Here is a 24,678-nt window from a genome sequence, read left to right on the forward strand (position 1 = left end):
CTTACTTCAGTTTTGTTACTGTTCCACCTATAGCCTCAATAGCTGCTTCTGCTGACTTAGAGAAGGCATGTGCTTCTACATCAACTTTAGCAGTAAGGGCTCCGTTTCCAAGTATCTTTACTAATTGATTACCTGATAGGAAACCGGCTTCGATCAATGTTTGAACATCGATCTTAGTAAGTTTCTTAGCATCAGCTAAACGTTGTAAAACATCCAGGTTGATAGCTTTGTATTCAACACGGTTAATGTTTTTGAAACCGAATTTAGGCAAACGACGTTGAATTGGCATCTGACCTCCTTCGAATCCAAACTTTCTGGAATAACCTGATCTGGACTTAGCTCCTTTATGACCTCTTGTGGAAGTGCCACCTAAACCAGATCCGGTACCACGTCCGATTCTCTTTCCGGTTTTAGTTGATCCTTCAGCAGGTCTCATATTTGATAAACTCATATTTTATATTTTTTTATCTTACTAAACTAAATTACTCGACAACAGAAACCAGATGGCTCACCTTGTTGATCATACCTCTGATAGACGGTGTGTCTTCATGCTCTACAACACGATTCAACTTTCTAAGACCCAAAGCGTCTAATGTCATCTTTTGGTCTTTAGGACATTTGATTCTGCTCTTTACTTGTTTAACTTTAATTTTTGCCATAATAATTTTTTCTTTGCAAATTAACCTTTAAACACTTTTTCCATAGAAATACCTCTATTCTGAGCTACAGTGTAAGCATCTCTCAATTCGCCCAAAGCTTCGATAGTAGCCTTCACAAGGTTGTGAGGGTTAGACGAACCTTTCGACTTTGCCAATACATCTGTTACTCCCACACTCTCAAGTACGGCACGCATCGCACCCCCTGCCTTAACCCCTGTACCGGGAGCAGCAGGACGAAGCATAACTTCAGATCCACCGAAACGAGCGATTTGCTCGTGAGGAACTGTTCCTTTAAGAATTGGAACTTTGATAAGGTTTTTCTTTGCAGCTTCAACTCCTTTAGCAATGGCTGTAGTTACTTCACCCGCTTTACCTAGGCCCCAGCCTACGATACCATCTTCATTACCTACAACTACGATAGCGGCAAAGCTGAATGTACGACCTCCCTTTGTTACTTTAGTAACACGGTTGATAGCTACTAGTCTATCTTTTAGCTCGATGTCGTTTGTCGATTTTACTCTATTGTTAACTCCTGCCATTTCTATTAAAATTTAAGTCCACCGTTACGGGCAGCATCTGCCAATTCTTTAATTCTACCATGATACAGGTAACCGTTACGGTCGAATACCACAGTTGTAATACCAGCTTCCTGAGCACTTTTAGCGATAAGTTCACCAACTTTAGCAGCTATTTCTTTTTTAGGAGCTTTCTCTGATATTTTCAGAGAAGATGCTGCCGCCAAAGTTTTACCTGTCAAATCGTCGATAACTTGCGCATAAATTTGCTTGTTGCTTCTGAATACAGTCAGGCGTGGACGTTCGCTTGTTCCGTGGATCTTGCCACGTACACGCATCTTTATTTTATTTCTTCTTTCTGTCTTTGTTACCATGATTACTACAGTTTATGAATTATTTACCTGCGGCCTTACCTGACTTGCGACGAATAACCTCACCAACAAAGCGTATACCTTTTCCTTTGTAAGGTTCCGGTTTACGGAATGAGCGAATTTTCGCGCAGATCTGACCAATCAGCTGTTTATCACAAGATTCTAGTATAATTAGAGGGTTTTTGTTTCTCTCCGACTTAGTTTCTAGTTTCACTTCAGGAGGCAACATCATGTGGATGTTGTGTGTAAATCCTAAAGATAATTCCAGAAGCTGACCTGCATTTGATGCACGGTAACCAACCCCTACTAATTCCAACTCTTTGCGATATCCTTCAGAAACGCCAATAACCATGTTGTTAATCAATGATCTGTAAAGACCATGTAACGCACGATGAATTCTATCATCAGAAGGACGTGTCACAGACAACAATCCGTCTTCAACAGAGACTTTGATATCAGAATTAACTTCTTGCGATAGTTCCCCTTTAGGTCCTTTTACTGTAATTACGTTATCCTTGCCAACAGTAACTGTTACTCCGGCCGGAAGATTTACGGGTAATTTTCCTATTCTTGACATAACTTTCTATCCTCCCTCTTAATTAATAAACATAACACATTACTTCGCCACCAACTTTCAGTTCGCGAGCTTCCTTGTCTGTCATCACTCCTTTAGAGGTAGATACTACAGCTATACCGAGTCCGTTAAGGACACGAGGCATTTCTTTATACCCTACGTATTTACGTAGACCTGGAGACGATACGCGGATTAATTTCTTAATCGCGTTTACTTTATTTACCGGATCATACTTCAAGGCAATCTTAATTGAACCTTGAGGACCCTCGTCTACAAACTTATAGTTAAGGATGTAGCCCTTTTCCATGAGAATTTTTGTAATTTCTCTCTTCAAATTTGACGCCGGAATTTCTACAACTCTGTGTCCAGCCATGATAGCGTTTCTAACACGCGTCAAATAATCTGCTATTGGATCTGTCATGTTTAAATTGATTTAAATTAATTCCGCAACCGGAACAATATTTAATTCTATACTAAAATAATTTCTTACCAACTTGCTTTTTTAACTCCCGGTATTAATCCCTTAGAAGCCATTTCCCTAAATTGGATACGGGAAATTCCAAACTGGCGAATATACCCTTTTGGACGACCTGTAAGGCTGCAACGATTGTGCAGACGTACAGGTGAAGCATTCTTAGGTAGAGCTTGTAGCGCTTCGTAATCGCCATCGGCTTTCAACTGCGCTCTTTTAGCTGCAAATTTAGCAACCAGTTTAGCTCTTTTTACCTCGCGAGCTTTCATTGATTCTTTTGCCATCTTATATCAATTCTTTTTTTGCGTTTTTAAATGGTAATCCGAACTCTCTAAGTAAAGCATAACCTTCTTCATCTGTTTTTGCAGAAGTTACAAAGGTAATATTCATTCCCAAAATACGGCTAATGTTGTCGATATTAATTTCCGGGAAGATAATTTGCTCTTCGATACCTAGTGTATAGTTTCCACGTCCGTCAAGCTTACTTTCGATACCTTTAAAGTCACGAATACGAGGAAGTGCTACACGTACAAGTCTTTCAAGGAATTCATACATCTTTTCGTTACGCAATGTTACCATTACGCCAATCGGCATCTTACGACGCAACTTAAAGTTAGAGATATCCTTTTTAGAGTATGTCGCAACAGCTTTTTGACCTGTGATAGTTGTGATTTCGTTAACTGCTGTTTCGATAATTTTCTTATCTGCAACTGCAATACCAAGACCTTGGTTGATAACTATTTTCTTCAACACAGGCACCTGCATTGTTGACTTATAACCGAATTCTTTCATCAAAGAAGCAACAATACGGTCTTTATATTCAGTCTTAAGAGTTGTTGTATTGCTCATTATTTAATTTCCTCCCCTGATTTTTTAGCGTAACGTACTAGCTTACCATCTACTTCTTTACGGCCCACACGTGTAGGTTTTCCTGTTTTAGGGTCTACTACGTTCAGGTTAGAGATATGGATAGCAGCTTCTTTCTTTTCAATTCCTCCTTGAGGACTTTTAGCATTAGGCTTAGTATGTTTCGATACCATGTTAAGGCCTTCTACGATAGCGCGTTGTTTTTCTACAAAGACTCTCAACACACGACCGGTTTTACCTTTATCGACACCAGTATTCACATAAACTATATCGCCTTTTTTGATATGTAATTTACTCATTGCTTTTTAGTTTTTTGAATTATAGTACCTCTGGTGCCAATGAAACGATTTTCATGTTTGTTGCGCGAAGTTCGCGGGCAACCGGTCCGAAAATACGGCTTCCTCTGATATCACCTGCTGCGTTTAGCAATACACAAGCATTGTCGTCGAAACGTATATAAGAACCATCTGCACGACGGATTTCTTTTTTTGTACGTACGATCATTGCTTTTGTTACAGCACCTTTCTTAATATCACTCGAAGGGATTACATTCTTGATAGCAACCACAATCACATCCCCTACAGACGCATAACGTCTTCTTGTACCGCCTAATACGCGGATACATAAGCATTCTCTAGCTCCACTGTTATCAGTAACTACTAGTCTTGATTCTTGTTGTATCATAATTATTTAGCCCTTTCGATTATTTCTATTAATCTCCATCTCTTTGTTTTACTCAACGGACGAGTTTCCATAATACGTACTGTGTCGCCAATGTTGCACTCGTTCTTTTCGTCGTGAGCGTGATATTTCTTCGTTTTGTTAACGAATTTTCCATAAATAGGGTGTTTTTCTTTCCATTTTACAGCCACAGTGATGGTTTTATCCATCTTGTTACTGAAAACGACCCCGAATCTTTCTTTTCTTAAATTTCTCGTTTCCATCAGCTCTTAATTATTTTTTTAGTTCTCTTTGGCGCAACTCTGTAAGGAAACGTGCGATATCGCGACGTTTTTCTTTAATCTTAGTCGGATTGTCCAATGGAGATACACTGTGGTTTAACACCATTTGGTCTAACGCTGTTCTTTCAGCATCTAGTCTTTCATTCAATTCTTTGTCCGAAAGCTCTCTTACTTCTGCAATTTTCATACTTCTTAAGCGTTTTGAGTTAAGTCATAATCTCTGCGAACTACAAATTTTGTAGTTACAGGAAGCTTTTGTGCTGCTAGGCGCAATGCTTCTTTTGCCACATCATAAGATACACCTTCGATTTCGAATATGATTCTTCCTGGTGTAACGGGTGCAACGAAACCTTCCGGCGATCCCTTACCTTTACCCATACGTACTTCGGCAGGTTTCTTAGTGATAGGTTTGTCAGGGAAAATTCTAACCCAAACTTGTCCTTGACGCTGCATGTAACGAGTTACTGCAATACGAGCCGCTTCGATTTGGCGTCCTGTGATCCATTTGTTTTCCAGGGTTTTGATGCCAAATGAACCGAAAGCCAATTCATGCCCTCTTTGAGCAATGCCTTTCATACGACCTTTTTGCTGTCTTCTGAATTTTGTTTTCTTCGGTTGTAACATTTTACTTCAAACGTTTTTTAATTACTTTCTCTTATTTCTCTTGAAACCTTTTCCTTGGTCACCTCTGTCGTTGCGACGGTTGTCTCCACCTCTGTTACCAGAGTGTCCACCATCTTTGGCTGCTGTGAATGAAGGAGCAAGGTCTTTCTTACCGTAAACTTCTCCACGGCAAATCCATACTTTAATACCAATCAAACCAACTTTTGTTAGTGCTTCGGCATGTGCATAATCAATATCGGCACGGAATGTATGAAGCGGTGTACGTCCTTCTTTGTACATTTCGGAACGAGCCATTTCAGCGCCATTCAGACGACCTGATATTTGAATTTTGATACCTTCTGCACCCATTCTCATTGTTGAAGCAATTGCCATTTTGATAGCACGACGGTAAGCGATTTTACCTTCTACCTGACGGGCTACATTGTTGGCAACGATAACTGCGTCCAACTCTGGTTTTTTGATTTCAAAAATGTTGATTTGGATATCTTTATCTGTAATCTTCTTCAACTCTTCTTTCAGCTTGTCTACTTCTTGTCCGCCTTTACCGATGATGATACCCGGACGAGCTGTACAAACTGTGATAGTTACAAGTTTCAAAGTTCTTTCGATAACGATGCGAGATACACTAGCTTTAGCCAGACGGGCATTCAGATATTTACGGATTTTGCTGTCTTCCAACAAAGTATTTCCATATCTTTTGCCTCCATACCAATTAGAATCCCATCCACGGATGATACCTAAACGATTTGCTATTGGATTAACTTTTTGTCCCATCTGCTAATTAATTTTGATTTTCTTTATTAAGTGTATCTACGTGAAGGGTCACATGATTTGAACGTTTACGTATTCTGTAACCTCTTCCCTGCGGAGCTGGACGCATTCTTTTCAGCATGGCTCCACCATCTACGTTTACCAATGATACATACAACTCTCCACTTTCTGCTTTACGCTCATTTTTTGCTTCCCAGTTGGCGATAGCAGAGCGTAACAATTTTTCTATTCTTGCAGCAGCTTCTTTATTTGAGTATTTCAATACACCAAGAGCCCTAAATGCTTCCATTCCACGTATCATGTCGACAACAAGGCGCATTTTGCGTGGAGAAGTAGGAACATCATTCAGCTTGGCGAAAGCAATAGTCTTTTTAGCTTCTTTTCTTGCTTCAGCTACTATATGTTTTCTTTTACCCATTTTAATGTTTACTTTTTATTAATTTACTGGCTTCTGCTCCAATTATTTTTTCTTATTACCTCCGTGTCCACGGAATGTACGTGTAAGAGAGAATTCTCCTAACTTGTGTCCTACCATGTTTTCTGTCACATATACAGGAATAAATTTATTTCCGTTGTGAACAGCAATAGTATGGCCTACAAAGTCGGGGGATATCATTGAAGCTCTTGCCCATGTCTTAACCACAGCTTTCTTACCTGACTCATTCATGGCCAAGACTTTTTTCTCAAGCTTAACATTAATATACGGGCCTTTTTTTAACGAACGACTCATAATTTTCTATTGATTAATCAGGTTATTATTTTTTTCTTCTTTCGATTATGTACTTAGAAGAATGTTTCTTAGGAGCTCTAGTTTTGAGACCCTTAGCGTACAATCCTTTACGTGAACGTGGGTGACCTCCTGAAGCACGACCTTCACCACCACCCATTGGGTGATCGACAGGGTTCATTACTACACCTCGGTTGTGAGGACGGCGGCCTAGCCAACGAGAACGACCGGCTTTACCTGATTTCTCTAGTCCGTGATCTGAGTTGCCTACGCTACCGATAGTAGCTTTACATGTAGCAAGGATCTTACGTGTTTCGCCTGAAGGCATTCTTATGATTGCGTAGTTTCCTTCGCGAGAAGTTAACTGTGCAAAAGCACCTGCCGAACGAACCATTTTAGCTCCCTGACCAGGACGAAGTTCGATATTATGAACAACTGTACCGATTGGAATTTTTGCCAAAGGCAATGCATTACCAACCTCAGGAGCAGCATCAGCTCCGGATACCACTGTTTGACCTACTTCCAAACCTTCTGGTGCTAAGATATAAGTTTTAGCTCCGTCTACATAATACAACAAAGCGATACGAGCCGAACGGTTCGGATCATATTCGATTGTTTTTACAGTGGCTGGAATTCCGTCTTTCGTTCTCTTGAAGTCTATGAGCCTGAATTTTCTCTTATGACCGCCGCCGAGATAACGCATAGTCATCTTACCGGTATTGTTACGGCCACCAGACGCTTTTTTACCGACTACAAGGGATTTTTCTGGTACACTTGCAGTGATTTCTTGGAATGTACCAATAATTTTGTGTCTCTGCCCCGGTGTTGTGGGCTTTAATTTACGTACTGCCATTTTTTATTTAGATATTACTAAAAAAGTCTATACTTTCACCTTCTTTCAGGGTGATTATTGCTTTCTTGAATGCAGGAGTTTTACCTTTTATCACACCAGCTTTTGTGTAACGGCTTTTTAGCTTTCCGGAGTAGTTAATTGTATTTACAGACTTAACTGTTACGCCATAAAGCTCTTCTACTGCGTTCTTAATCTCCACTTTGTTTGCACTTGGAGCAACACGAAAACCGTAACGATTCGGAAACTTTTCTGAAATCGCGGTTTGCTTTTCTGTTAAAATTGGTTTTATCAAAATTCCCATAGTATTCTCTCCTTATGCTTTTAATAAAAGATTATCTATAATAGCAACCGAAGACTCAGCCAATACTAGACTTGTACAGTTAAGTATTGAGTAAGTATTTAAATCAGAAGCTTTTACAACTTTTACTCTTTCTAAATTACGAGCCGACAAATATACATTTTTATTTTGGTCTGGCAAAACTAGAAGTATCTTTTTATCAGCCACTTGCAAATTTTTAGCCAATGCTACAAAATCCTTAGTTTTTGGAGAGTCGAAAGACAAGTCTTCAACTACCAATATTTGATTTTCTTTTGCTTTAGCAGCAAGGGCAGATTTACGAGCAAGTACTCTTACTTTTTTGTTCAATTTGAAGCCATAGTCTCTTGGTTTTGGACCAAATACACGTGCTCCACCAACTAGTACAGGTGAATTGATATCACCACGGCGAGCACCACCTCCACCTTTCTGACGGATCAACTTACGTGTACTTCCCGACATCTCACTTCTTTCTTTAGTCTTGTGAGTACCTTGACGTTGATTCGCAAGATATAGCTTCACGTCCAACCAAAGAACATGATCGTTAGGCTCAATTGCATAAATAGCATCGTTCAACGCTACTTTTTTACCGGTTTCTTTACCGTTTTTATCTAATACACTCAGTTCCATTATCTTTCTATTCTAACGATTGAACCTTTACTTCCCGGTACCGAACCTTTTATTAACAAAAGATTATGTTCCGGAATTATTTTAATAATCACAAGGTTTTGAACAGTAACTTGTTTGTTACCCATCTGACCACCCATTCTTGTTCCTTTAAACACCTTTGCAGGGTACGAACAAGCTCCGATAGAACCCGGAGCACGAAGACGGTTATGTTGTCCTAGAGTAGCTTCACCTACCCCACGGAAACCATGGCGTTTAACAACCCCTTGGAAACCTTTACCTTTCGACACTCCAGTTACGTCAATAAAAGGGTCGTCCATTGAGAACATTCCGTCTACTGTAATAACGTCTCCTAGATTGTATTTCTCTTCATACTTGAACTCGGCCAAGTGTCTTTGAGGTGCAACCCCGGCTTTCTTGAAATGTCCGATTTCGGGCTTGCTGGTATGTTTGTCTTTCTTTTCAACAAAGCCTACCTGTACAGCCTCGTAACCATCTTTTTCAGATGTTTTAACCTGAGTAACAACACAAGGACCCACTTCGACAACAGTGCATGGAATATTTTTTCCCTCGGCACTGAATACGGATGTCATTCCGATTTTCTTTCCTAATAATCCTGGCATTTCTCTAAATTATTTATTTAAACTAATATAAATTTTCATCAAACTTTGATTTCTACTTCTACACCACTTGGCAATTCCAGCTTCATGAGTGCATCTACAGTTTTTGCTGTTGAGCTGTAGATATCGATCAATCTTTTATAAGAAGATAGTTCGAACTGCTCACGAGATTTCTTGTTTACGAAAGTTGAACGGTTGACAGTAAAAATACGTTTGTGAGTTGGTAACGGAATTGGACCGCTTACCACTGCACCTGTTGCTTTCACTGTTTTCACGATTTTCTCAGCAGACTTGTCTACCAATGTGTAATCGTACGATTTCAGTTTAATTCTAATTTTCTGACTCATCGTTTGTTTTTAGTTAATTATTAAAATAAATTCTATATAAAAATATTAAAGACTGCAATTAAGAGTCATTTACTAATTGCAGTCTCTTTTGTTATTTGATCAAATCAACGCGACCTTTAACCTCAGTTAATACCTGACGTGCGATAGATGGCGAAACTTCTTCGTAATGAGAGAATGTCATTGCTGACGTTGCTCTACCCGAAGTGATTGTTCTCAAAGAAGTCACATATCCAAACATTTCTGCCAAAGGCACTTTAGCTTTCACGATACGTGCACCTGAACGGCTAGACTCCATACCTTCTACCTGACCACGACGTTTGTTAAGGTCAGAAATCACATCACCCATGCTTTCTTCCGGAGTTACTACTTCCAGTTTCATGATAGGTTCTTGCAATGTAGGTCCGGCTTTCTCACATGCATTTCTGAAAGCAAGCTTAGCACAAAGTTCGAATGACAACTGGTCAGAGTCTACTGTATGGTAAGAACCATCAACAAGAACAACTTTCAGTTTATCTAACGCATATCCTGCAAGGACACCATTTTTCATTGCAGCAGCAAATCCTTTCTGAACTGAAGGGATGAATTCCTTAGGAACGTTACCACCTTTCACCTCATCGATAAATTGAAGGTCTCCTTCAAATCCTGGATCTGTTGGACCAACTTTAACAATAATATCGGCAAACTTACCACGACCCCCGGTTTGTTTTTTGTAAACCTCGCGAAGATCAACAGTTTGAGTAATTGCTTCTTTATATGATACCTGAGGACGACCTTGATTACATTCAACCTTAAACTCACGTTTCAGACGGTCGATGATAATTTCAAGGTGAAGCTCACCCATACCTTCGATAATAGTCTGACCTGAATCCTGATCGGTATGAACACGGAATGTTGGATCTTCTTCTGCAAGTTTTCCTAATCCTGTAGCCAATTTATCCACATCTTTTTGAGTGATCGGCTCAACAGCGATACCAATAACCGGTTCTGGGAAGTCCATAGATTCAAGTACGATAGGATTGTTTTCGTCACATAGTGTATCACCTGTGCGAATATCTTTAAATCCTACACCTGCACCTATATCTCCACAACCAATTACTTCTTTCGGATTTTGCTTGTTAGAGTGCATCTGGAACAAACGTGAGATACGTTCTTTCTTCTCGGAGCGGCTGTTATAAACATACGATCCGGCTGCTAATTCCCCCGAATAAACACGGAAGAAACACAAGCGTCCTACGAATGGGTCTGTTGCGATTTTGAATGCCAAAGCAGCCATTGGCTCACTTGGGCTTGGGTGACGAACGATAGTAGCACCTGTTCTTGGGTCTGTACCTTCGATAGCTACTGTATCTATTGGGCTAGGCAAGAATTTACATACAGCATCCAATAACGGTTGAACTCCTTTGTTTTTGAAAGAAGATCCACACAACATTGGATTGATCTGCATAGAAAGAGTACCGATGCGTAATGCTGCGATAATTTCATCTTCTGTGATTGAAGACGGATCATCAAAGAATTTCTCCATCAACGTTTCATCACATTCTGCAGCTTTTTCAAGCATTTTCTCTCTCCATTCTTGAGCTTCAGCTAGATATTCGGAAGGAATTTCGTCCAACTCGTAGTCTGCACCCATTGTTTCATCATGCCAGTACATCGCCTTCATTTTGATAAGGTCGATGATTCCCTTGAAGTGTTCTTCTGCTCCAATCGGAATCTGAACCGGACATGGGTTACCATTCAACATTTCTTTTATTTGGCGTACCACTTCAAAGAAATCTGCTCCCGAACGGTCCATTTTATTTACATAACACATACGAGGAACATCGTATTTGTCAGCCTGACGCCATACTGTTTCCGACTGAGGCTCAACACCACTTACAGCATCATAAGCAGCAATTGCTCCATCAAGAATACGGAGTGAACGCTCTACCTCTACTGTAAAGTCAACGTGTCCGGGAGTATCTATCAAGTTGATCTTAAACATCTCATTGTTATACTTCCAGCTTGCTGTAGTAGCGGCAGATGTAATAGTAATACCCCTTTCTTGCTCTTGCTCCATCCAGTCCATAGTGGCAGCGCCATCATGTACCTCTCCAATCTTATGAGTAAGACCGGTATAGAACAGGATACGTTCAGAAGTAGTGGTTTTACCGGCATCGATGTGCGCCATGATGCCTATATTTCTTGTATTCTTTAAACTGTCATTAACCTTTGCCATTGTTTTTTAACTCTTCCTTTTTGTTAGAATCTGAAATGAGCGAATGCACGGTTAGCTTCAGCCATTCTATGCATATCTTCTTTTCTTTTGAATGCGCCTCCTTGATTGTTGTATGCATCTGAGATTTCTGCGCCTAATTTGTCTGCCATAGTCTTACCACCTCTCTTGCGAGCATAAAGGATAAGATTTTTCATACAGATAGATTCTTTGCGGTCTGGGCGAATTTCGGTAGGAACCTGAAATGTTGCACCACCTACACGGCGTGACTTCACTTCTACTTGAGGAGTTACATTATCTAGAGCTGCTTTCCATATTTCGAGAGCAGTTTTTTCGTCGTTTGGTAATTTCTTCTTCACGATCTCCAATGCAGTATAGAAGATATCGAATGCAGTAGATTTTTTACCATCATACATTAAGTGGTTAACAAACTTTGTAACCTTTACATCACCGAAAACAGGATCCGGGAGGATCTGTCTTTTCTTTGGTTTTGCTTTTCTCATTTTTTTACTAAAAAATTTTGTTTTTGTTTTTGGTTGCCAATTTTAGATGCCTTCAAAAGTTCCGCCGAACTATTTACTCAACCTATATATAGCCTATCCAATAAACTTAAACCGTTTTAATACTTAATTAAAAATCTCGGTTAAAGGGATTGCCTCAGGTAATTATTTTTTCTTACCCTTAGCTGCAGCTGCCGCTGGTGCTCCCGGTTTAGGACGTTTTGCTCCGTATTTAGAGCGGCGTTGTGTACGACCATTTACTCCTGCAGTATCCAATGTTCCACGCACAATGTGGTAACGAACACCCGGAAGGTCTTTCACACGACCACCTCTAACAAGTACAATTGAGTGCTCCTGCAAATTGTGACCTTCTCCAGGTATATAAGCATTCACCTCTTTTGAATTTGTTAAACGCACACGTGCTACCTTACGCATCGCTGAGTTAGGTTTCTTAGGAGTTGTTGTATATACACGGATACAAACACCTCTACGTTGAGGACATGCATCCAATGCACGAGACTTACTCTTTTCAACCAAAACCGCCCGTCCTTTTCTTACTAATTGTTGAATTGTAGGCATGTTGTTTTAATCTTTAGAACTTTTTAAATTCAGTTTTTAATTATACATTTAATTAGCAAACAACACAAGAAACGAACGCTATTCGAATGACAATCAACTCATTGCCATCAGAACAAGCCCTTTTCATGCATTATTCGGGTTGCAAATGTAGACATAATCAGCTAATTACACAAATATTTGAAAAGAAAAGTAAACAAAAAAAGCAAGATGGAACGTGAATATTCCATCTTGCCACTAAAATCCCGTAGTTTTTATAAAATGCTTCTGTTAGAATGAAAAGTCCACTCCCGCAGCAAATACCTTGTTGGTACGTGAGAATACGTCTTTCCCAGCAAGATAAGCCTGAGGGTTGGTATTTGGTATTGCAACATATTTTGGATTGTCTTTTGTCCAATCTGAATATGTTGTCCAGAAGTAACCTACATTTATAAGAACGTTTTTGGCAACATTTACCGCACCACCTAAACCTATAGAATATGAGTTGATAGAGAAACTTAAATCTCTCTGATACTCATCTTTTACGCCATAGCGGGTGATTTGCCCTCCGGCACTTACCAAGAACATGTCATCTATTTTATACTCGGCTCCAAATAAATATTCATTTGTACCTCCGTTTATATGCTTTTGTTTATCATCTGCCATTTTAGCATCTGAGTCGAAAAAGTGGTGATAACCAACACTTGCCAATAGCTTCGGTGTAATCTGATAAGAAGCGCCTACTGTGAATAGAGCAGGAATATCGTGAGGAGTATTTACTCCATCTTTAAACAAGCCTGTATCATCAACTTTAGTTTTATTCTCTACGTTGAGAGCTGTACGAAACTCATATTTCATACCGACATTCAGGTTATTATAACTGAAGTTGAATCCAAGAATAGGAGATATACCCCATCCGGATTGTGATGAATCAAGATTTTTGTCAGCTACAGCTTTTGCATTAGCTTCATACGCCTGCCCTGCAATTACATATCCGGCTTGAACCTGCTGTATCTGCATTTGATTAAACTGCTCGGCATTGCCAATATTCAATCCTGCCCTTAGTTGGTCGGCCATCGCTTGCGACAGTTTTCCTGCAGTAATCAGTTGACCTACAGTATACGCACCGGCTCCACTTTCGATAAAAGGATTCAGATTTGCAGCAGTTCCCTTCGCCAACGAAGCAGCGTCATTAAAAAAGGTCTGAGCAGACATCATGCCTCCTGTAGGATTTAACATGGGGTGTTGAGGGTTAAAAGATATATTTCTCAAATGTCCCTCGTATCTATTATTTACTATATTAAGACGAAAACCGCCATATACTGAAAACATATTATTAATAGCATAACTTCCTCCGATCTGAGCACCATATATAAATGATGAACCACGCATATATGCATCTACCGAATAGTTATTTGTGGTGATTCCGCTCGCAGCAAGCAAACCGGGCAACATTGATATCGTTGATTCAAAAGAAGGCAACCCATCATTAAATGTAGCTTTACCGCCACCGCCTGTCACTGCAATATTTCCGGAAAGCACCCATTTACCTTTTTTGTATGCAGCCTGAATACTAGGAATGATAGGAGCCGAAGCTGTTCCCTTAAAACTTTTTGTAGCATCGCCACCAAACCCTGCAAATGGAGCAAAAGTGGAAGTTATCGTTCTTGTTTGAAAAGCACTCTGATTGGAAAAAGAAAAATGGAAACCATCGTTAAGTTTTACAAGCCCCGCAGGATTTGTATAAGCGGCGTCTATTTGTACAGATGCGTCACGAGCAACCATTCTGATAAAATGCGCACTCTGATTCGTATTGGTAAGAATACCTCCTGCAAAGACATGCGAGGTACTACACAGGGCTAAAACAGCAATAGCCAATGTCTTCTTCATATTCATTTGATATAATTAATTAAAATTGGGCACAAAGATATAAGGAATCTATTAGTTTCAAAAGAAACCATGTTAAAAATGAACATTATCTTATTGATTATCAAATAGATGTTGTCTATGCAACTAATATTTAAAGTTCAAAAATCCTCACATTATTTAAGAACCACAACACATTAACCATGTATTTTATCTTCGTTTGATATTGATATTTAGCGCAAAACAGTAAAAAAATAATAGATTTGCATAATCATTCATCAAAAGTAACATGAACAGATCCGCTCTCTTTCTTGCGCTAAGCATAGGGTTAATTACTTGTTTTCTTTCATGCATTAGCGGCAATGCTGAAAAAAAACTTTTTTATGAAGGGGTACTTTTCGAATACCCACATAGCTGGACTGTAGAAACAAACGAATTGCCCGGAGAATCCTATTCTATAAAAGGAAAAGAAGGAAATAACATTATATTCATAACATTTACAGAAAAAAGCACAGACTTAAAGGAAGTAATAGAAACGCATCAAAAAAATGTAGACAGAACAAAGTTTGAATACTCAGCAGAGAAAATTATTCCATCCAAATTTGGCAAATATGATGCATTATCTTCTAAATTTACGATCGTTAGGGATTCTAAAAAATCTTACGGAAACACGTTCGCTCTTAAAGCAGGAAATATGAGCTATCTAATCATAATACAAAGTGACACAGAAGATAGTCTGAACAAAAGCTTTGAGACAATTAAAAACAGCTTCGAAATAAAGACCAAACCTTAAAGTATAACATTGAGCAAGAAATCATCATATCAACAGATAATAAAGTCTACCACCATTTTTGGGGGATCTCAGGCGTTGATTATTCTCATTGGCATCATTCGAACCAAGATTATTGCCATATTGCTAGGACCTACGGGGATAGGCATCATCGGCATCTACCAATCTATTATAGACATGATGCGATCAGGATTCAGTCTCGGACTGGATACTGCGGGAGTAAAAGACATAGCCGAAACCGAAGTCCAAAAAGACCAGACAGCCCTCAATAGAGTGATATCACGCCTTAATATTTGGTTCAAATGGTCGGCAATCATAGGCTCTGTCATTTGCCTCATCTTATGCTATCCGATTAGTCTTTGGGCATTCGACAGCAACAAATATACTCTACCAATTGCAGGTTTGGCTATTTGCGTATTTCTTGCAATACTTACAACAGGCAAATCAACCATACTACAGGGGATGCGTAAAATTCCCGAGATGGCAAAATCTGCTGTATGGGGCAGCTTAATAGGCTTAATTATCACCATTCCTATATATTTTATGTTCGGGCTGGAAGGTATTATCCCTGCTTTTATCGTATCGGGAGGAATATCTTTTCTCTGTGTTGAATTTTATTACAGGAAACAAAATATAGAGAAAGCTAACATCTCAAATAAAGAAGCTTTCCACGAAGGATTAAACTCTCTAAAACTTGGAATTTACATTGTATCGGCAGCTCTTGTAAGCACTGTGAGCATGTTTCTTATCAGAACATACATCACACGAACCGATAATATTGAAGCGGCAGGACTATTTCAATCGGCATGGACAATAACAAATGTATATCTTGCACTCATACTCAGATCGATGGGATCAGACTTTTATCCTCGTCTTTCGGCAATAGCGAGCGAAAAGGATAAAATGAAAGCACTCATAAATGAACAGAGCTATATTGTACTGGTTATTGCTTCTCCTATTGTTATAGGCATGATGCTTTTCTCCGACTTCGCTTTATCAGTTCTCTATTCGGGAAAATTTTCGGGGGCGAATACGCTCTTATGCTGGCAAGTAGCAGGCTCATTTTTGAAAGTACTAAGTTGGCCGATAGCCTTTATTATGCTAGTGAAAAATAAAGGCTTTGTATTTTTTATATCAGAAGTCACATATTATAGTGTATATCTCTTCTCCGCCTATATACTCTACCCTCTGTATGGATTAGATGCGGCAGGAATCGCATATTTGGCTGCCTATATTGTATATCTGCCTCTTGTATACATTATCGGACGGAAGCTCTCAGATTTCAAATGGACTAATACGATTATTTCAATGATCCTGATTAATCTAATGCTGATTTGTATTACACTCTTTATTGTGATGCATATCCCGCAATACAAATATTTGGGAGGGATCACATTATGTGCCTCCATGCTGTATGCCTTCTTCAAATTGAAGAAAGTATTCAACTTAAAAGATTTAGGTAGTTGGTTTAAGAAAGAGTAATCACTTCTTTTTGCGCTCTTTCTCTATTTCTTTTACACGTGGAATAACCAGATTGTCTTCTATAAAAGTATGCGCCTCGAGTTCCTCTTCAGACATATAGAGCTCGGTAAGAACATTTACCATCAGCATCTGATCTGTCGTGCCCGGAACGTACTTTAGCAATATCTGTTTCAGATCATTTATTTTTCCCTCAATATCATTATGCCGTTCTTCAAATATATTGATAGAGTATTGCTTATTGGCATCTTTATCAATCAAAGAGTAGACATAAGGAAAAACAACATCATCCTCATACCTCATATGCTCCAATACTTCTTTGGTATAATTGTCGAAGAAATCAAGAACAACGGTTTGTAATGCTTTGTCTGTTTCGGGGAAAACCAATTCAAGCTTACGGCGAATATTCGGAAGCCTTCTTTCCAGAAAATAACTGTGTGAATTTTTAAGGTATCTGAGAAACGGTGCAAGAGGCAATTTGCTGAACACCTCTTGTATATTGGTTATACATTTATTTGATTGATAGTTTGCAAGGAATAGGAAACAATCTGTATCAAAATCATTTTCTTTACAAACTGACTCAACACTTTTTTCGCCGAACCCAAGCGAAATATTTAACCGATTGAGCAATAATAATAAGTGGTAGTCGGCATCTATAAGCTCCGACATTTTCATTTTCTTATTAAATATGATTGTTACATTCTGCATTGTGTACAAGTTTATTCGTCTTGATATTTTATTTCCGAAATATCCACTAATTTATTAATTATTGCATATATAGTCAATCCAGAAATACTATGAACTTTCAATTTGCGTGTAATATTTCTGCGGTGCGTAATAGCCGTATGAATAGAGATACTATGATGATCGGCTATTTCTTTATTACTCATGCCCTTCACAACACTTATCAAAATTTCTTTCTCTCTATCACTCAGCTCTTCGGTGTCTGACTGTCCTCCTGTTTCCTTCTCAAGACATTTAAGTAAAGTTTCTTCAATCTTCGATTCCGAATCATTTATACGTATAACTGCATCATAGGAACGATAAAACTGCTCATCAATAAGATTATAAACCAAAGCTATTATTGCTGTCTGTTTATCCAAATTGAGCTGCTGCCGGATATCATGCCTTGATGTATGCCCCAGCAACATGGGGTTGATAAGAACAGCATCCGGTTTGAGTATATTTATCTGATAATTTATATCTTCCATTTCTCTCAATTCTACAACTTTTCCGACGCTATTTAGCTGAGATAAAACATAAACCAGACCTTTACGAATAATATATGAAGTTTCGGCTACAGCCAGCACTTTCTTCGTTTTAGACATCTTTCGATAGTTTTCTTATATAGAATGATTCTTTATAAGTCACAAATTTCGTGATATTTTATTTTATAAACAAATGTTATATAATATAAATAATCCGGACTTGTGTTTCTAAACAATATTTATAGTAGTTTTGTTTATAGGATTTTTAATACATTCCTAATTTATGATCAACTTTAAGCAGATTACACTTTCTGATAAAAAAGTAATGGATGCCGCCTTTGCAGGAAACGAATACCGTGCCTGCGACTTTTGTTTTACAAACCTTTACGCATGGAATGCAAAATTCAAAACGGTGTACGCAATAGAACACCGTACAATATTTCTTAGGTTCCAGGATTCCGACGGACAGACGTACTATATGATGCCCATCGGGAAAATGCCACTTATAGATGCATTCAAATTAATAGAAGAAGATGCGAAAATAAACAAAATACCATTCCAGATGAAAGGCATCTCGTCTGAAATGTGGGAAAAAATACGCAACGAAATTCCGGGAGAGTTCAGATATCTGCCCGATCGCAACAATGATGAGTATATCTATTTGTCTGAGAAGTTAATTAACCTTTCGGGTAAAAAACTGCAAAGCAAGCGCAATCACATCAACCGATTTAAGGCAGACAACCCCGACTGGGAATATTTTCCTCTGACTTCCCAAAAAGAGCTGGAAGAGTGTGCATATATGCTCGACGAATGGGAAGAAGTGAATACCTCAAAAGCGGATTTCTCTCAACGATACGATTATATCGCAACCAAAATTATGCTCGAAAACTTCGAATATCTGCAACTTCGTGGAGGTGCGATCCGTGTTAATGGAAAGATCGTGGCATTCACAATAGGAGAGCAACTTACGGCTGATACTTTCGTTGTGCATGTAGAAAAAGCGTTCAGCGAAGTAAACGGCGCATATACAATTATCAACCAGCAGTTTATAAAACACGAAGCGTCTCAATACAAATATATCAACAGAGAGGAAGATATGGGTATAGCAAATCTTCGCAAGGCTAAAATGTCATATTACCCTGATCTATTATTAGAAGAAGGAATTCTTATTCCATTTGTGTAACATTATATTATCGTTCTCATGATACAATTCGCCAATGAGCAAACAGCAGAATTAGTACGTAGTATGTGGAAAATATGCTTCGAGGATACGGACGAGTTTCTCGATATCCTTTTCACATACAAATACAAGCATGAGAATACACTGATATATTTTGAAGAAGGAGAAGCGGTTGCAAGCCTTCAAATGTTGCCGTATACAATAAACTTTTACCGGCAGGAAATTCCTTTTGCATACATGGCAGGACTATGCACATTGCCCGAACACAGAAAAAAAGGCTACATGGCACAGCTGCTTCATGAAGCGCATAGGATACTTGCCAAAAGAAATATACCTCTTGCAATACTGATTCCTGCAGAAGAATGGCTGTATGACTTTTATAAGAAATACGAATATGAACAAGTATTTGATAAAGGAGAAAATATTATTCCTATCAAAAAAATACTAGATACATATTCCGATAATATCGATATGGCTTATCAAACGTTCGATCAATTATTCAGATTCAGAGACTTTTGTGTACAAAAAAGCAGGAATGACTTTGAGGCTATAGCCAAGGAGTACAAACTGGACGGATACCCCGAAAAGAAGGATCTACCCGGCATGGCACGTGTGATAGACACATGGACTCTTTTAGACCTATATGCAAAAGACAATCTATCTAAGAAATTCAGAATAAAAGTAACGGATTGTTCGCAGGAAGATACTCCTCAAATATATTCAATAGACTGTGGAAATGTAGAGTTGATATTAGAATCGGAAGGCTCTTTTGATATAGAAACAGACGTACGATTGCTGTGCAGGCTCTTGTTTGGCTACAAGGTTCATGAGCTTGAAGAAAAACAGCAACGATTCTTTCAAGACCATCAGCCTATTATGAATCTGATGTTGGAATAAAAGATTTTTTAAGAAGACTGATGTCTTTTCTGAATTATCTATCGAAGAAATAACTTATCTTTGAATTTTAGTAATATAGTATCGCATATATGCTCGAAAACTTTGGAATAAAAGATATAATTGATATACTATTGGTAGCTACAGTAATGTACCAATTATATAGGATTGTCTCCAAATCGGGCACAGGAGCCATATTCAATGGTGTATTGGCTTTTATGATCTTATGGATACTTGTATCTAAAGTTCTGGAAATGCGCCTTATGGGTGCTATCCTCGACAAATTTGTCGATATTGGACTCATCGTACTCATCATTATCTTCCAAGATGAAATCCGACGTTTTTTGATGACGCTCGGCTCCAATCGCACCTTTCGTTTCTTTGCTCGGTTCTTCAGTTCAAAAGAACGTGGAGGCCTCTCAGAGCCTGTTATTACCTCTCTGGTTTTAGCATGTATGAATATGGCCAAAACATATACAGGGGCACTTATTGTTATCGAACAAGAGATTAAGTTAGGACAATATGAAGAAACAGGCGAAGTCTTAGATGCCGAGATCAGTACCCGTCTGATAGAAAATATATTCTTTAAAAACACGCCTTTACACGACGGAGCTTTAATTATATCAGGAAACAAAATTAAAGCAGCCGGATGTATCCTTCCTATTTCTCAGAATCAGGAGATACCCAAATCTCTCGGATTAAGACACCGGGCAGCCCTCGGCATATCGCAAGAAACCGATGCCAAAGCGATTGTTATATCAGAGGAAAGAGGTAAAATATCCTTTGTAAGCGAAGGAAAAATACAAACGAATATATCCCCGGAAAGGCTACAGGAACTTCTCACTGAAACTATTTTGGTAAAAAAGAAGAAAACATAAACGATCGGATATACCATGAAAATGCCCATTAAAAATTTATTATTCCTACATGTTTCACTTCTATTTTGTTTTTCTTTATCTGCCGGAAATATTCAGATAAAGATAACGAAGAAATACTTGAACCTGCCTGTTTCACAAAGAGCAGAGAGAAAAAGAATGAGCTTTAGTGTAGACGGAAAAGAAGACAGATCATTTGTAATACGCCTGTCTGCTCAGCCCGATTACTGGGTATTTTGCGATATGGCGGCTTATAAGGGTAAGACTATAAACTTCAGCTATGAGGGTGATCCATCAGGATTAAGCAAAATCTATCAGGATGACAGAATAGAAGGGCATGAAAACCTATATAAAGAAAAGAACCGTCCGCAATTTCACTTCACTACTCAACGAGGGTGGATAAATGATCCCAATGGATTGATATACTACGATGGTGAATACCATCTTTTCTATCAACATAATCCTTACGAACGTGAATGGGAAAACATGCACTGGGGACATGCCGTAAGCAAAGACCTGATACATTGGCAACAATTACCCGAAGCACTATATCCCGATCATTTGGGCACAATGTTCTCCGGCTCAACAATCATTGATTATGATAATACAGCGGGATATAACAAGAAAGACAATCCTGCGATGATAGCCTTTTATACAGCAGATAGCTCTGAAAAGCAAGTACAATGCATGGCTTACAGTCTCGACAAAGGGCGTACATGGACAAAATATGACAAAAACCCGCTTATAGACTCAAAAGACAAATGGAATAGCAAAGACACACGCGACCCGAAAGTTTTTTGGTATGCTCCGTCAAAACATTGGGTAATGGTACTGAATGAAAGAGACGGGCACTCAATATACACGTCTAAAAATCTGAAAGATTGGAATTACGAAAGCCATATTACAGGATTTTGGGAATGCCCAGAACTATTTGAGCTACCGATAGACGGGAACAAAAACAATACCAAATGGGTGATCTATGGAGCTTCGGGAACATATATGCTAGGTTCTTTTGACGGAAAGACATTCACTCCTGAGGCTGGCAAATATTATTATACTTCGGGATCAATTTATGCTGCACAGACATTTACAAACATCCCCGACAGTGATGGCAGACGCATACAAATAGGATGGGGACGCATAAACCAACCCGATATGCCATTCAATGGAATGATGCTACTCCCTACCGAGCTAACTCTAAAAACTACAAAAGAAGGCACAAGGCTGATAAACAATCCGATAAAAGAGACAGAACAATTGTTTACCCCTGTTCAAAAATGGAGCAATCTGAAATCGGATGATGCCAACAACAAGATGAAAGAGTTCTACAACTCAGACTGCCTGCGCATCAAAACAACAATTAAGCTATCACATGCTACAGATGCAGGGCTCAACCTATTTGGTCAACGGCTGATAAATTATGATATGAATGGAAACATGCTGAACGGAATGTTCTATTCGCCACAAGACATGACGAGCATGGAGCTCACAGCAGATATTTATATAGATCGTACCTCTGTAGAAGTGTTTATCGACGGAGGAATATTCTCATATTCGATGGAACGCAAACCCGATAGCAATAATACCGAAGGGTTTCACTTCTGGGGGAATAATATTGAAGTCAAAAATATGGAAGTATATACAGTGAAATCGATTTGGTAGAATTACGGCTATTGCTGTTCTTCAAGAGAATCATACACCGCTTTTGATATTTGAGAAATTATACCGCAGTTCACATCATTGCTTTCCATCGAGTCGGCAACAAATACAACCAAAGAATAATATCGACCGTCGGGTAATTGTATGATTGCAATATCGTTTTCTGCGGCCTTCAACCCTTCGGCATTACGAAACGAGCTCCCTGTTTTGTGTGCGACGAATGTCCCTTCGGGAAGCAATGCTTTTATTTTATTTCCACCTGTAGTAGTCCCAGCCAACGTATCCCACAAAAAATCGTGGAAAGGCTGGGGTAAAATATCCTGTGTTCTAAACATTTCTAAAGCTTGTGCTGCAGTATAGGGGGTAGACCAGTTAGTATACTGTACTTCCCAAGGTCCGTGCATTTCTTCTTCTGTGGCAGCAATGGCAAACTCAGAGAGGCCAAGATCTCTTATATATCTATCCACTACAGCTGTACCTCCTACCAAGCGAAACAGTATATCACATCCATTGTTATCGCTCTTAGATACTGTATATCTGATAATATCAGCAACAGAGAGGTACATCTCTCCCTGCGGATAATCGTCCCTTAGTGGGCTGTGAGTATTGGGGAGTAAGTCACTTTTTTTCACATAAACCTGATGATCGAGTGTGAGATTATTCTTATTTAGATAGTCTAACACAGTCAATGCCAAATGAAATTTATATACACTTTGAGTTGGGTAACGAAAATTATTATTGATAGTCAACGTGTCTTTTCCATCCACAATGAGAGCAACTCCAACGGTAGCATCCTTCCCCTGAATTATTTTCTGAATCTTGTTTCTCAAAACCTCATTCTGTGAAAACACAGGAAAAGCAACCACTATGGCTGAAATAAGAAATAAAAGTTTCTTCATAAACATTAATCTATCAAACGTAATTGTTCTTTTAGTCGTAAAATTTCGTCCTGCATCGTATCTATCTTATCCAAAAGGTTTTGAATAACATCAATCCCCGCCACATTAATTGACAGGTCGTAATACCAACGTACATACTGATCCAAGTGCCTCAACTGCGAAATATGTATATACCGTTCGTTATCAACAATACTTACCTGTATCAGTCCTTCATTTTCAAGCTGCACAATAAAATCGGGCTCTACTTGATTTTGAATACAATATTCGTGTATAATAATCAGTTCTGAATTCATAACTGTGGCGCTTTAAATTAAGACTTTGCTAACTTTTCGAACAGTTCCCTCTGTTCTGCATTCAGATTGGTCGGGATTTTCACTGTATAGGTAATAATCAGATCTCCAAAATGTCCATCTTTTTTATATACAGGAAAACCTTTCCCTTTTAGACGAACTTTTGTCCCATTCTGAGTTCCGGCGGCAACTTTCAATTTTACTTTTCCTGTAAAAGTGTCTACCGTTTCCTCTCCTCCAAGCACAGCTTTATACAAGCTTAGATCTGCATTCGTATACAAGTCATTCCCTACTCTTTTGAATTTCGGGTCTTCTTGTATCACAAACGTAATATACAGATCACCGTTTGGACCTCCATTCCTACCGGGAGCTCCTTGTCCTGCCAGCTTTATTACTTGTCCGTCTGCTACCCCTGCCGGAATTGTTATCCGTAGATTTTTTCCGTTAAGAGTCAATGTTTGTTTATGGGTTTCAGAGGCATCACGCAAACTTAAGTGCAGCTCCGTAGTATAATCTTGACCCCTAAATGCGCTTGTCCGAGAACCTCTGGATGCACCTCTGCCGCCGAACAGGGATTCAAAAAAGTCAGAGAACCCTCCTTCGTCTTCACCGGAAAAGCTATATGCCCTTCCGCCAAAGTCGCCCCCGAAAGTGCTAGAATCAGCAAAACCTCCATTTTGAGCTTGTTGCTGACGGGCTTTTTCAAATTCTTCGGCATGCTTCCAGTTCTCTCCGTACTCGTCATACTTTTTCCGTTTTTCGGGGTCGGACAGAACTTCATTCGCTTCATTTATCTGCTGAAATTTCTTCTTTGCTTCCTCATCATTAGGATTTATGTCAGGGTGATATTTACGGGCTAACTTTCGGTAAGCCTTTTTTATATCATCGCCACTGGCAGTTTTAGATACACCTAAAATGCTGTAATAATCTATAAATGCCATATATTTTTCAATTATGAGTCAGAAG

Annotated in this window: 36 protein-coding genes; 6 read left to right on the forward strand and 30 right to left on the reverse strand. The window is 38.9% G+C overall.

Going from position 1 to position 24,678, the window contains the following annotated elements:
• Position 1 precedes the first annotated feature (1 nt).
• The 25 genes from rplO to LDB17_RS08785 form a co-directional block, all read right to left on the reverse strand.
• Positions 2-451 (reverse strand): 50S ribosomal protein L15, encoded by a 450-nt coding sequence (rplO, locus tag LDB17_RS08665; RefSeq protein WP_135105519.1) that lies wholly within the window; start codon positions 449-451, stop codon positions 2-4.
• A 31-nt stretch (positions 452-482) separates the two neighbouring features.
• Entirely contained in the window at positions 483-659 is a 177-nt protein-coding gene (gene rpmD, locus LDB17_RS08670; RefSeq protein ID WP_252637979.1) for a 50S ribosomal protein L30, read from the reverse strand.
• A 20-nt stretch (positions 660-679) separates the two neighbouring features.
• Positions 680-1,198, reverse strand: a complete 519-nt coding sequence (gene rpsE, locus LDB17_RS08675) for a 30S ribosomal protein S5 (protein WP_006841801.1) — start codon at positions 1,196-1,198, stop codon at positions 680-682.
• A 5-nt stretch (positions 1,199-1,203) separates the two neighbouring features.
• Positions 1,204-1,548 carry a 50S ribosomal protein L18 gene (rplR, locus tag LDB17_RS08680; RefSeq protein WP_135105517.1) on the reverse strand — a complete coding sequence of 115 codons (345 nt, stop codon included), beginning with the start codon at positions 1,546-1,548 and terminating at the stop codon, positions 1,204-1,206.
• Between the two features lie 19 nt (positions 1,549-1,567).
• On the reverse strand, positions 1,568-2,122 hold the full coding sequence (rplF, locus tag LDB17_RS08685; protein WP_252637980.1) for a 50S ribosomal protein L6: 555 nt from the start codon (positions 2,120-2,122) through the stop codon (positions 1,568-1,570).
• 22 nt (positions 2,123-2,144) lie between these two features.
• A complete protein-coding gene (gene rpsH, locus LDB17_RS08690; protein ID WP_135105515.1) occupies positions 2,145-2,540 on the reverse strand; it encodes a 30S ribosomal protein S8 in 396 nt (131 codons plus the stop codon).
• A 65-nt stretch (positions 2,541-2,605) separates the two neighbouring features.
• On the reverse strand, positions 2,606-2,875 hold the full coding sequence (gene rpsN / locus LDB17_RS08695; RefSeq protein WP_135105514.1) for a 30S ribosomal protein S14: 270 nt from the start codon (positions 2,873-2,875) through the stop codon (positions 2,606-2,608).
• A gap of 1 nt (position 2,876) precedes the next feature.
• On the reverse strand, positions 2,877-3,440 hold the full coding sequence (rplE, locus tag LDB17_RS08700) for a 50S ribosomal protein L5 (RefSeq protein ID WP_252637981.1): 564 nt from the start codon (positions 3,438-3,440) through the stop codon (positions 2,877-2,879).
• Entirely contained in the window at positions 3,440-3,757 is a 318-nt protein-coding gene (rplX, locus tag LDB17_RS08705; protein WP_006841795.1) for a 50S ribosomal protein L24, read from the reverse strand. The genes rplE and rplX overlap by 1 nt, the downstream gene beginning before the upstream one ends.
• Positions 3,758-3,776: 19 nt before the next feature.
• Positions 3,777-4,142 carry a 50S ribosomal protein L14 gene (gene rplN, locus LDB17_RS08710; RefSeq protein ID WP_006841794.1) on the reverse strand — a complete coding sequence of 122 codons (366 nt, stop codon included), beginning with the start codon at positions 4,140-4,142 and terminating at the stop codon, positions 3,777-3,779.
• A gap of 2 nt (positions 4,143-4,144) precedes the next feature.
• Positions 4,145-4,402 carry a 30S ribosomal protein S17 gene (gene rpsQ, locus LDB17_RS08715; RefSeq protein WP_006800252.1) on the reverse strand — a complete coding sequence of 86 codons (258 nt, stop codon included), beginning with the start codon at positions 4,400-4,402 and terminating at the stop codon, positions 4,145-4,147.
• Between the two features lie 10 nt (positions 4,403-4,412).
• Positions 4,413-4,607 (reverse strand): 50S ribosomal protein L29, encoded by a 195-nt coding sequence (gene rpmC, locus LDB17_RS08720; RefSeq protein ID WP_006841793.1) that lies wholly within the window; start codon positions 4,605-4,607, stop codon positions 4,413-4,415.
• A 5-nt stretch (positions 4,608-4,612) separates the two neighbouring features.
• Entirely contained in the window at positions 4,613-5,044 is a 432-nt protein-coding gene (rplP, locus tag LDB17_RS08725; RefSeq protein WP_006841792.1) for a 50S ribosomal protein L16, read from the reverse strand.
• A 21-nt stretch (positions 5,045-5,065) separates the two neighbouring features.
• Complete coding sequence (gene rpsC, locus LDB17_RS08730; protein WP_006841791.1) at positions 5,066-5,818, reverse strand: 30S ribosomal protein S3; 753 nt, start codon at positions 5,816-5,818, stop codon at positions 5,066-5,068.
• A 7-nt stretch (positions 5,819-5,825) separates the two neighbouring features.
• Positions 5,826-6,233 carry a 50S ribosomal protein L22 gene (rplV, locus tag LDB17_RS08735; RefSeq protein WP_006841790.1) on the reverse strand — a complete coding sequence of 136 codons (408 nt, stop codon included), beginning with the start codon at positions 6,231-6,233 and terminating at the stop codon, positions 5,826-5,828.
• Positions 6,234-6,275: 42 nt separating this feature from the next.
• Positions 6,276-6,545, reverse strand: coding sequence for a 30S ribosomal protein S19 (gene rpsS, locus LDB17_RS08740; protein WP_006800257.1), 270 nt, complete (start codon positions 6,543-6,545; stop codon positions 6,276-6,278).
• A gap of 25 nt (positions 6,546-6,570) precedes the next feature.
• Positions 6,571-7,395, reverse strand: a complete 825-nt coding sequence (gene rplB / locus LDB17_RS08745) for a 50S ribosomal protein L2 (protein WP_135105511.1) — start codon at positions 7,393-7,395, stop codon at positions 6,571-6,573.
• 7 nt (positions 7,396-7,402) lie between these two features.
• Positions 7,403-7,696, reverse strand: coding sequence for a 50S ribosomal protein L23 (rplW, locus tag LDB17_RS08750; protein WP_006841788.1), 294 nt, complete (start codon positions 7,694-7,696; stop codon positions 7,403-7,405).
• Between the two features lie 12 nt (positions 7,697-7,708).
• Positions 7,709-8,341 carry a 50S ribosomal protein L4 gene (gene rplD / locus LDB17_RS08755; RefSeq protein WP_135105509.1) on the reverse strand — a complete coding sequence of 211 codons (633 nt, stop codon included), beginning with the start codon at positions 8,339-8,341 and terminating at the stop codon, positions 7,709-7,711.
• On the reverse strand, positions 8,341-8,961 hold the full coding sequence (gene rplC / locus LDB17_RS08760) for a 50S ribosomal protein L3 (RefSeq protein ID WP_135105508.1): 621 nt from the start codon (positions 8,959-8,961) through the stop codon (positions 8,341-8,343). The genes rplD and rplC overlap by 1 nt, the downstream gene beginning before the upstream one ends.
• Before the next feature lie 38 nt (positions 8,962-8,999).
• The gene (rpsJ, locus tag LDB17_RS08765) at positions 9,000-9,305 is read right to left on the reverse strand and encodes a 30S ribosomal protein S10 (protein WP_006841785.1); all 306 of its coding nucleotides are present in this window, start codon (positions 9,303-9,305) and stop codon (positions 9,000-9,002) included.
• A 91-nt stretch (positions 9,306-9,396) separates the two neighbouring features.
• Positions 9,397-11,520 carry an elongation factor G gene (gene fusA, locus LDB17_RS08770; RefSeq protein ID WP_252637983.1) on the reverse strand — a complete coding sequence of 708 codons (2,124 nt, stop codon included), beginning with the start codon at positions 11,518-11,520 and terminating at the stop codon, positions 9,397-9,399.
• Between the two features lie 23 nt (positions 11,521-11,543).
• A complete protein-coding gene (rpsG, locus tag LDB17_RS08775; protein ID WP_006841783.1) occupies positions 11,544-12,020 on the reverse strand; it encodes a 30S ribosomal protein S7 in 477 nt (158 codons plus the stop codon).
• A 162-nt stretch (positions 12,021-12,182) separates the two neighbouring features.
• Entirely contained in the window at positions 12,183-12,596 is a 414-nt protein-coding gene (gene rpsL, locus LDB17_RS08780) for a 30S ribosomal protein S12 (protein ID WP_006841782.1), read from the reverse strand.
• A 267-nt stretch (positions 12,597-12,863) separates the two neighbouring features.
• A complete protein-coding gene (locus LDB17_RS08785; protein ID WP_393924992.1) occupies positions 12,864-14,462 on the reverse strand; it encodes an aromatic hydrocarbon degradation protein in 1,599 nt (532 codons plus the stop codon).
• A gap of 265 nt (positions 14,463-14,727) precedes the next feature.
• On the opposite strand from LDB17_RS08785, the gene LDB17_RS08790 reads away from it, so the two are divergent.
• On the forward strand, positions 14,728-15,231 hold the full coding sequence (locus tag LDB17_RS08790) for a hypothetical protein (protein WP_252637985.1): 504 nt from the start codon (positions 14,728-14,730) through the stop codon (positions 15,229-15,231).
• Positions 15,232-15,240: 9 nt separating this feature from the next.
• Positions 15,241-16,710 (forward strand): oligosaccharide flippase family protein, encoded by a 1,470-nt coding sequence (locus LDB17_RS08795; RefSeq protein ID WP_252637987.1) that lies wholly within the window; start codon positions 15,241-15,243, stop codon positions 16,708-16,710.
• Here LDB17_RS08795 and LDB17_RS08800 read toward each other — a convergent pair whose 3' ends face one another.
• Together LDB17_RS08800 and LDB17_RS08805 are read right to left on the reverse strand one after the other, a co-directional pair.
• Positions 16,711-17,415, reverse strand: coding sequence for a hemerythrin domain-containing protein (locus tag LDB17_RS08800; RefSeq protein WP_252637988.1), 705 nt, complete (start codon positions 17,413-17,415; stop codon positions 16,711-16,713). It abuts the gene before it with no gap.
• 11 nt (positions 17,416-17,426) lie between these two features.
• Positions 17,427-18,035, reverse strand: coding sequence for a response regulator transcription factor (locus LDB17_RS08805; protein WP_135105503.1), 609 nt, complete (start codon positions 18,033-18,035; stop codon positions 17,427-17,429).
• A 163-nt stretch (positions 18,036-18,198) separates the two neighbouring features.
• Here LDB17_RS08805 and LDB17_RS08810 point away from each other — a divergent pair, with 163 nt between their 5' ends.
• From LDB17_RS08810 to LDB17_RS08825, 4 genes are all read left to right on the forward strand, one after another.
• Positions 18,199-19,098 carry a DUF2156 domain-containing protein gene (locus LDB17_RS08810; RefSeq protein WP_252637989.1) on the forward strand — a complete coding sequence of 300 codons (900 nt, stop codon included), beginning with the start codon at positions 18,199-18,201 and terminating at the stop codon, positions 19,096-19,098.
• A gap of 18 nt (positions 19,099-19,116) precedes the next feature.
• On the forward strand, positions 19,117-19,992 hold the full coding sequence (locus tag LDB17_RS08815) for a GNAT family N-acetyltransferase (protein WP_252637990.1): 876 nt from the start codon (positions 19,117-19,119) through the stop codon (positions 19,990-19,992).
• 89 nt (positions 19,993-20,081) lie between these two features.
• Positions 20,082-20,867 carry a diadenylate cyclase CdaA gene (cdaA, locus tag LDB17_RS08820; RefSeq protein WP_006841774.1) on the forward strand — a complete coding sequence of 262 codons (786 nt, stop codon included), beginning with the start codon at positions 20,082-20,084 and terminating at the stop codon, positions 20,865-20,867.
• Positions 20,868-20,888: 21 nt separating this feature from the next.
• Entirely contained in the window at positions 20,889-22,526 is a 1,638-nt protein-coding gene (locus LDB17_RS08825; protein ID WP_252638045.1) for a GH32 C-terminal domain-containing protein, read from the forward strand.
• Between the two features lie 8 nt (positions 22,527-22,534).
• On the opposite strand, the gene bla is transcribed toward LDB17_RS08825, so the two are convergent.
• The 3 genes from bla to LDB17_RS08840 are packed head-to-tail and all read right to left on the reverse strand — an operon-like array spanning position 22,535 to position 24,653.
• A complete protein-coding gene (gene bla, locus LDB17_RS08830) occupies positions 22,535-23,422 on the reverse strand; it encodes a class A beta-lactamase, subclass A2 (RefSeq protein ID WP_252637991.1) in 888 nt (295 codons plus the stop codon).
• Positions 23,423-23,427: 5 nt separating this feature from the next.
• Positions 23,428-23,715, reverse strand: coding sequence for a chaperone modulator CbpM (locus LDB17_RS08835; RefSeq protein WP_006841771.1), 288 nt, complete (start codon positions 23,713-23,715; stop codon positions 23,428-23,430).
• Between the two features lie 17 nt (positions 23,716-23,732).
• Entirely contained in the window at positions 23,733-24,653 is a 921-nt protein-coding gene (locus tag LDB17_RS08840; protein ID WP_252637992.1) for a DnaJ C-terminal domain-containing protein, read from the reverse strand.
• Positions 24,654-24,678 lie beyond the last annotated feature (25 nt).

It is taken from the genome of Dysgonomonas sp. Shenzhen-Wh21 (genome assembly GCF_043392705.1).
Lineage (GTDB): Bacteria > Bacteroidota > Bacteroidia > Bacteroidales > Dysgonomonadaceae > Dysgonomonas.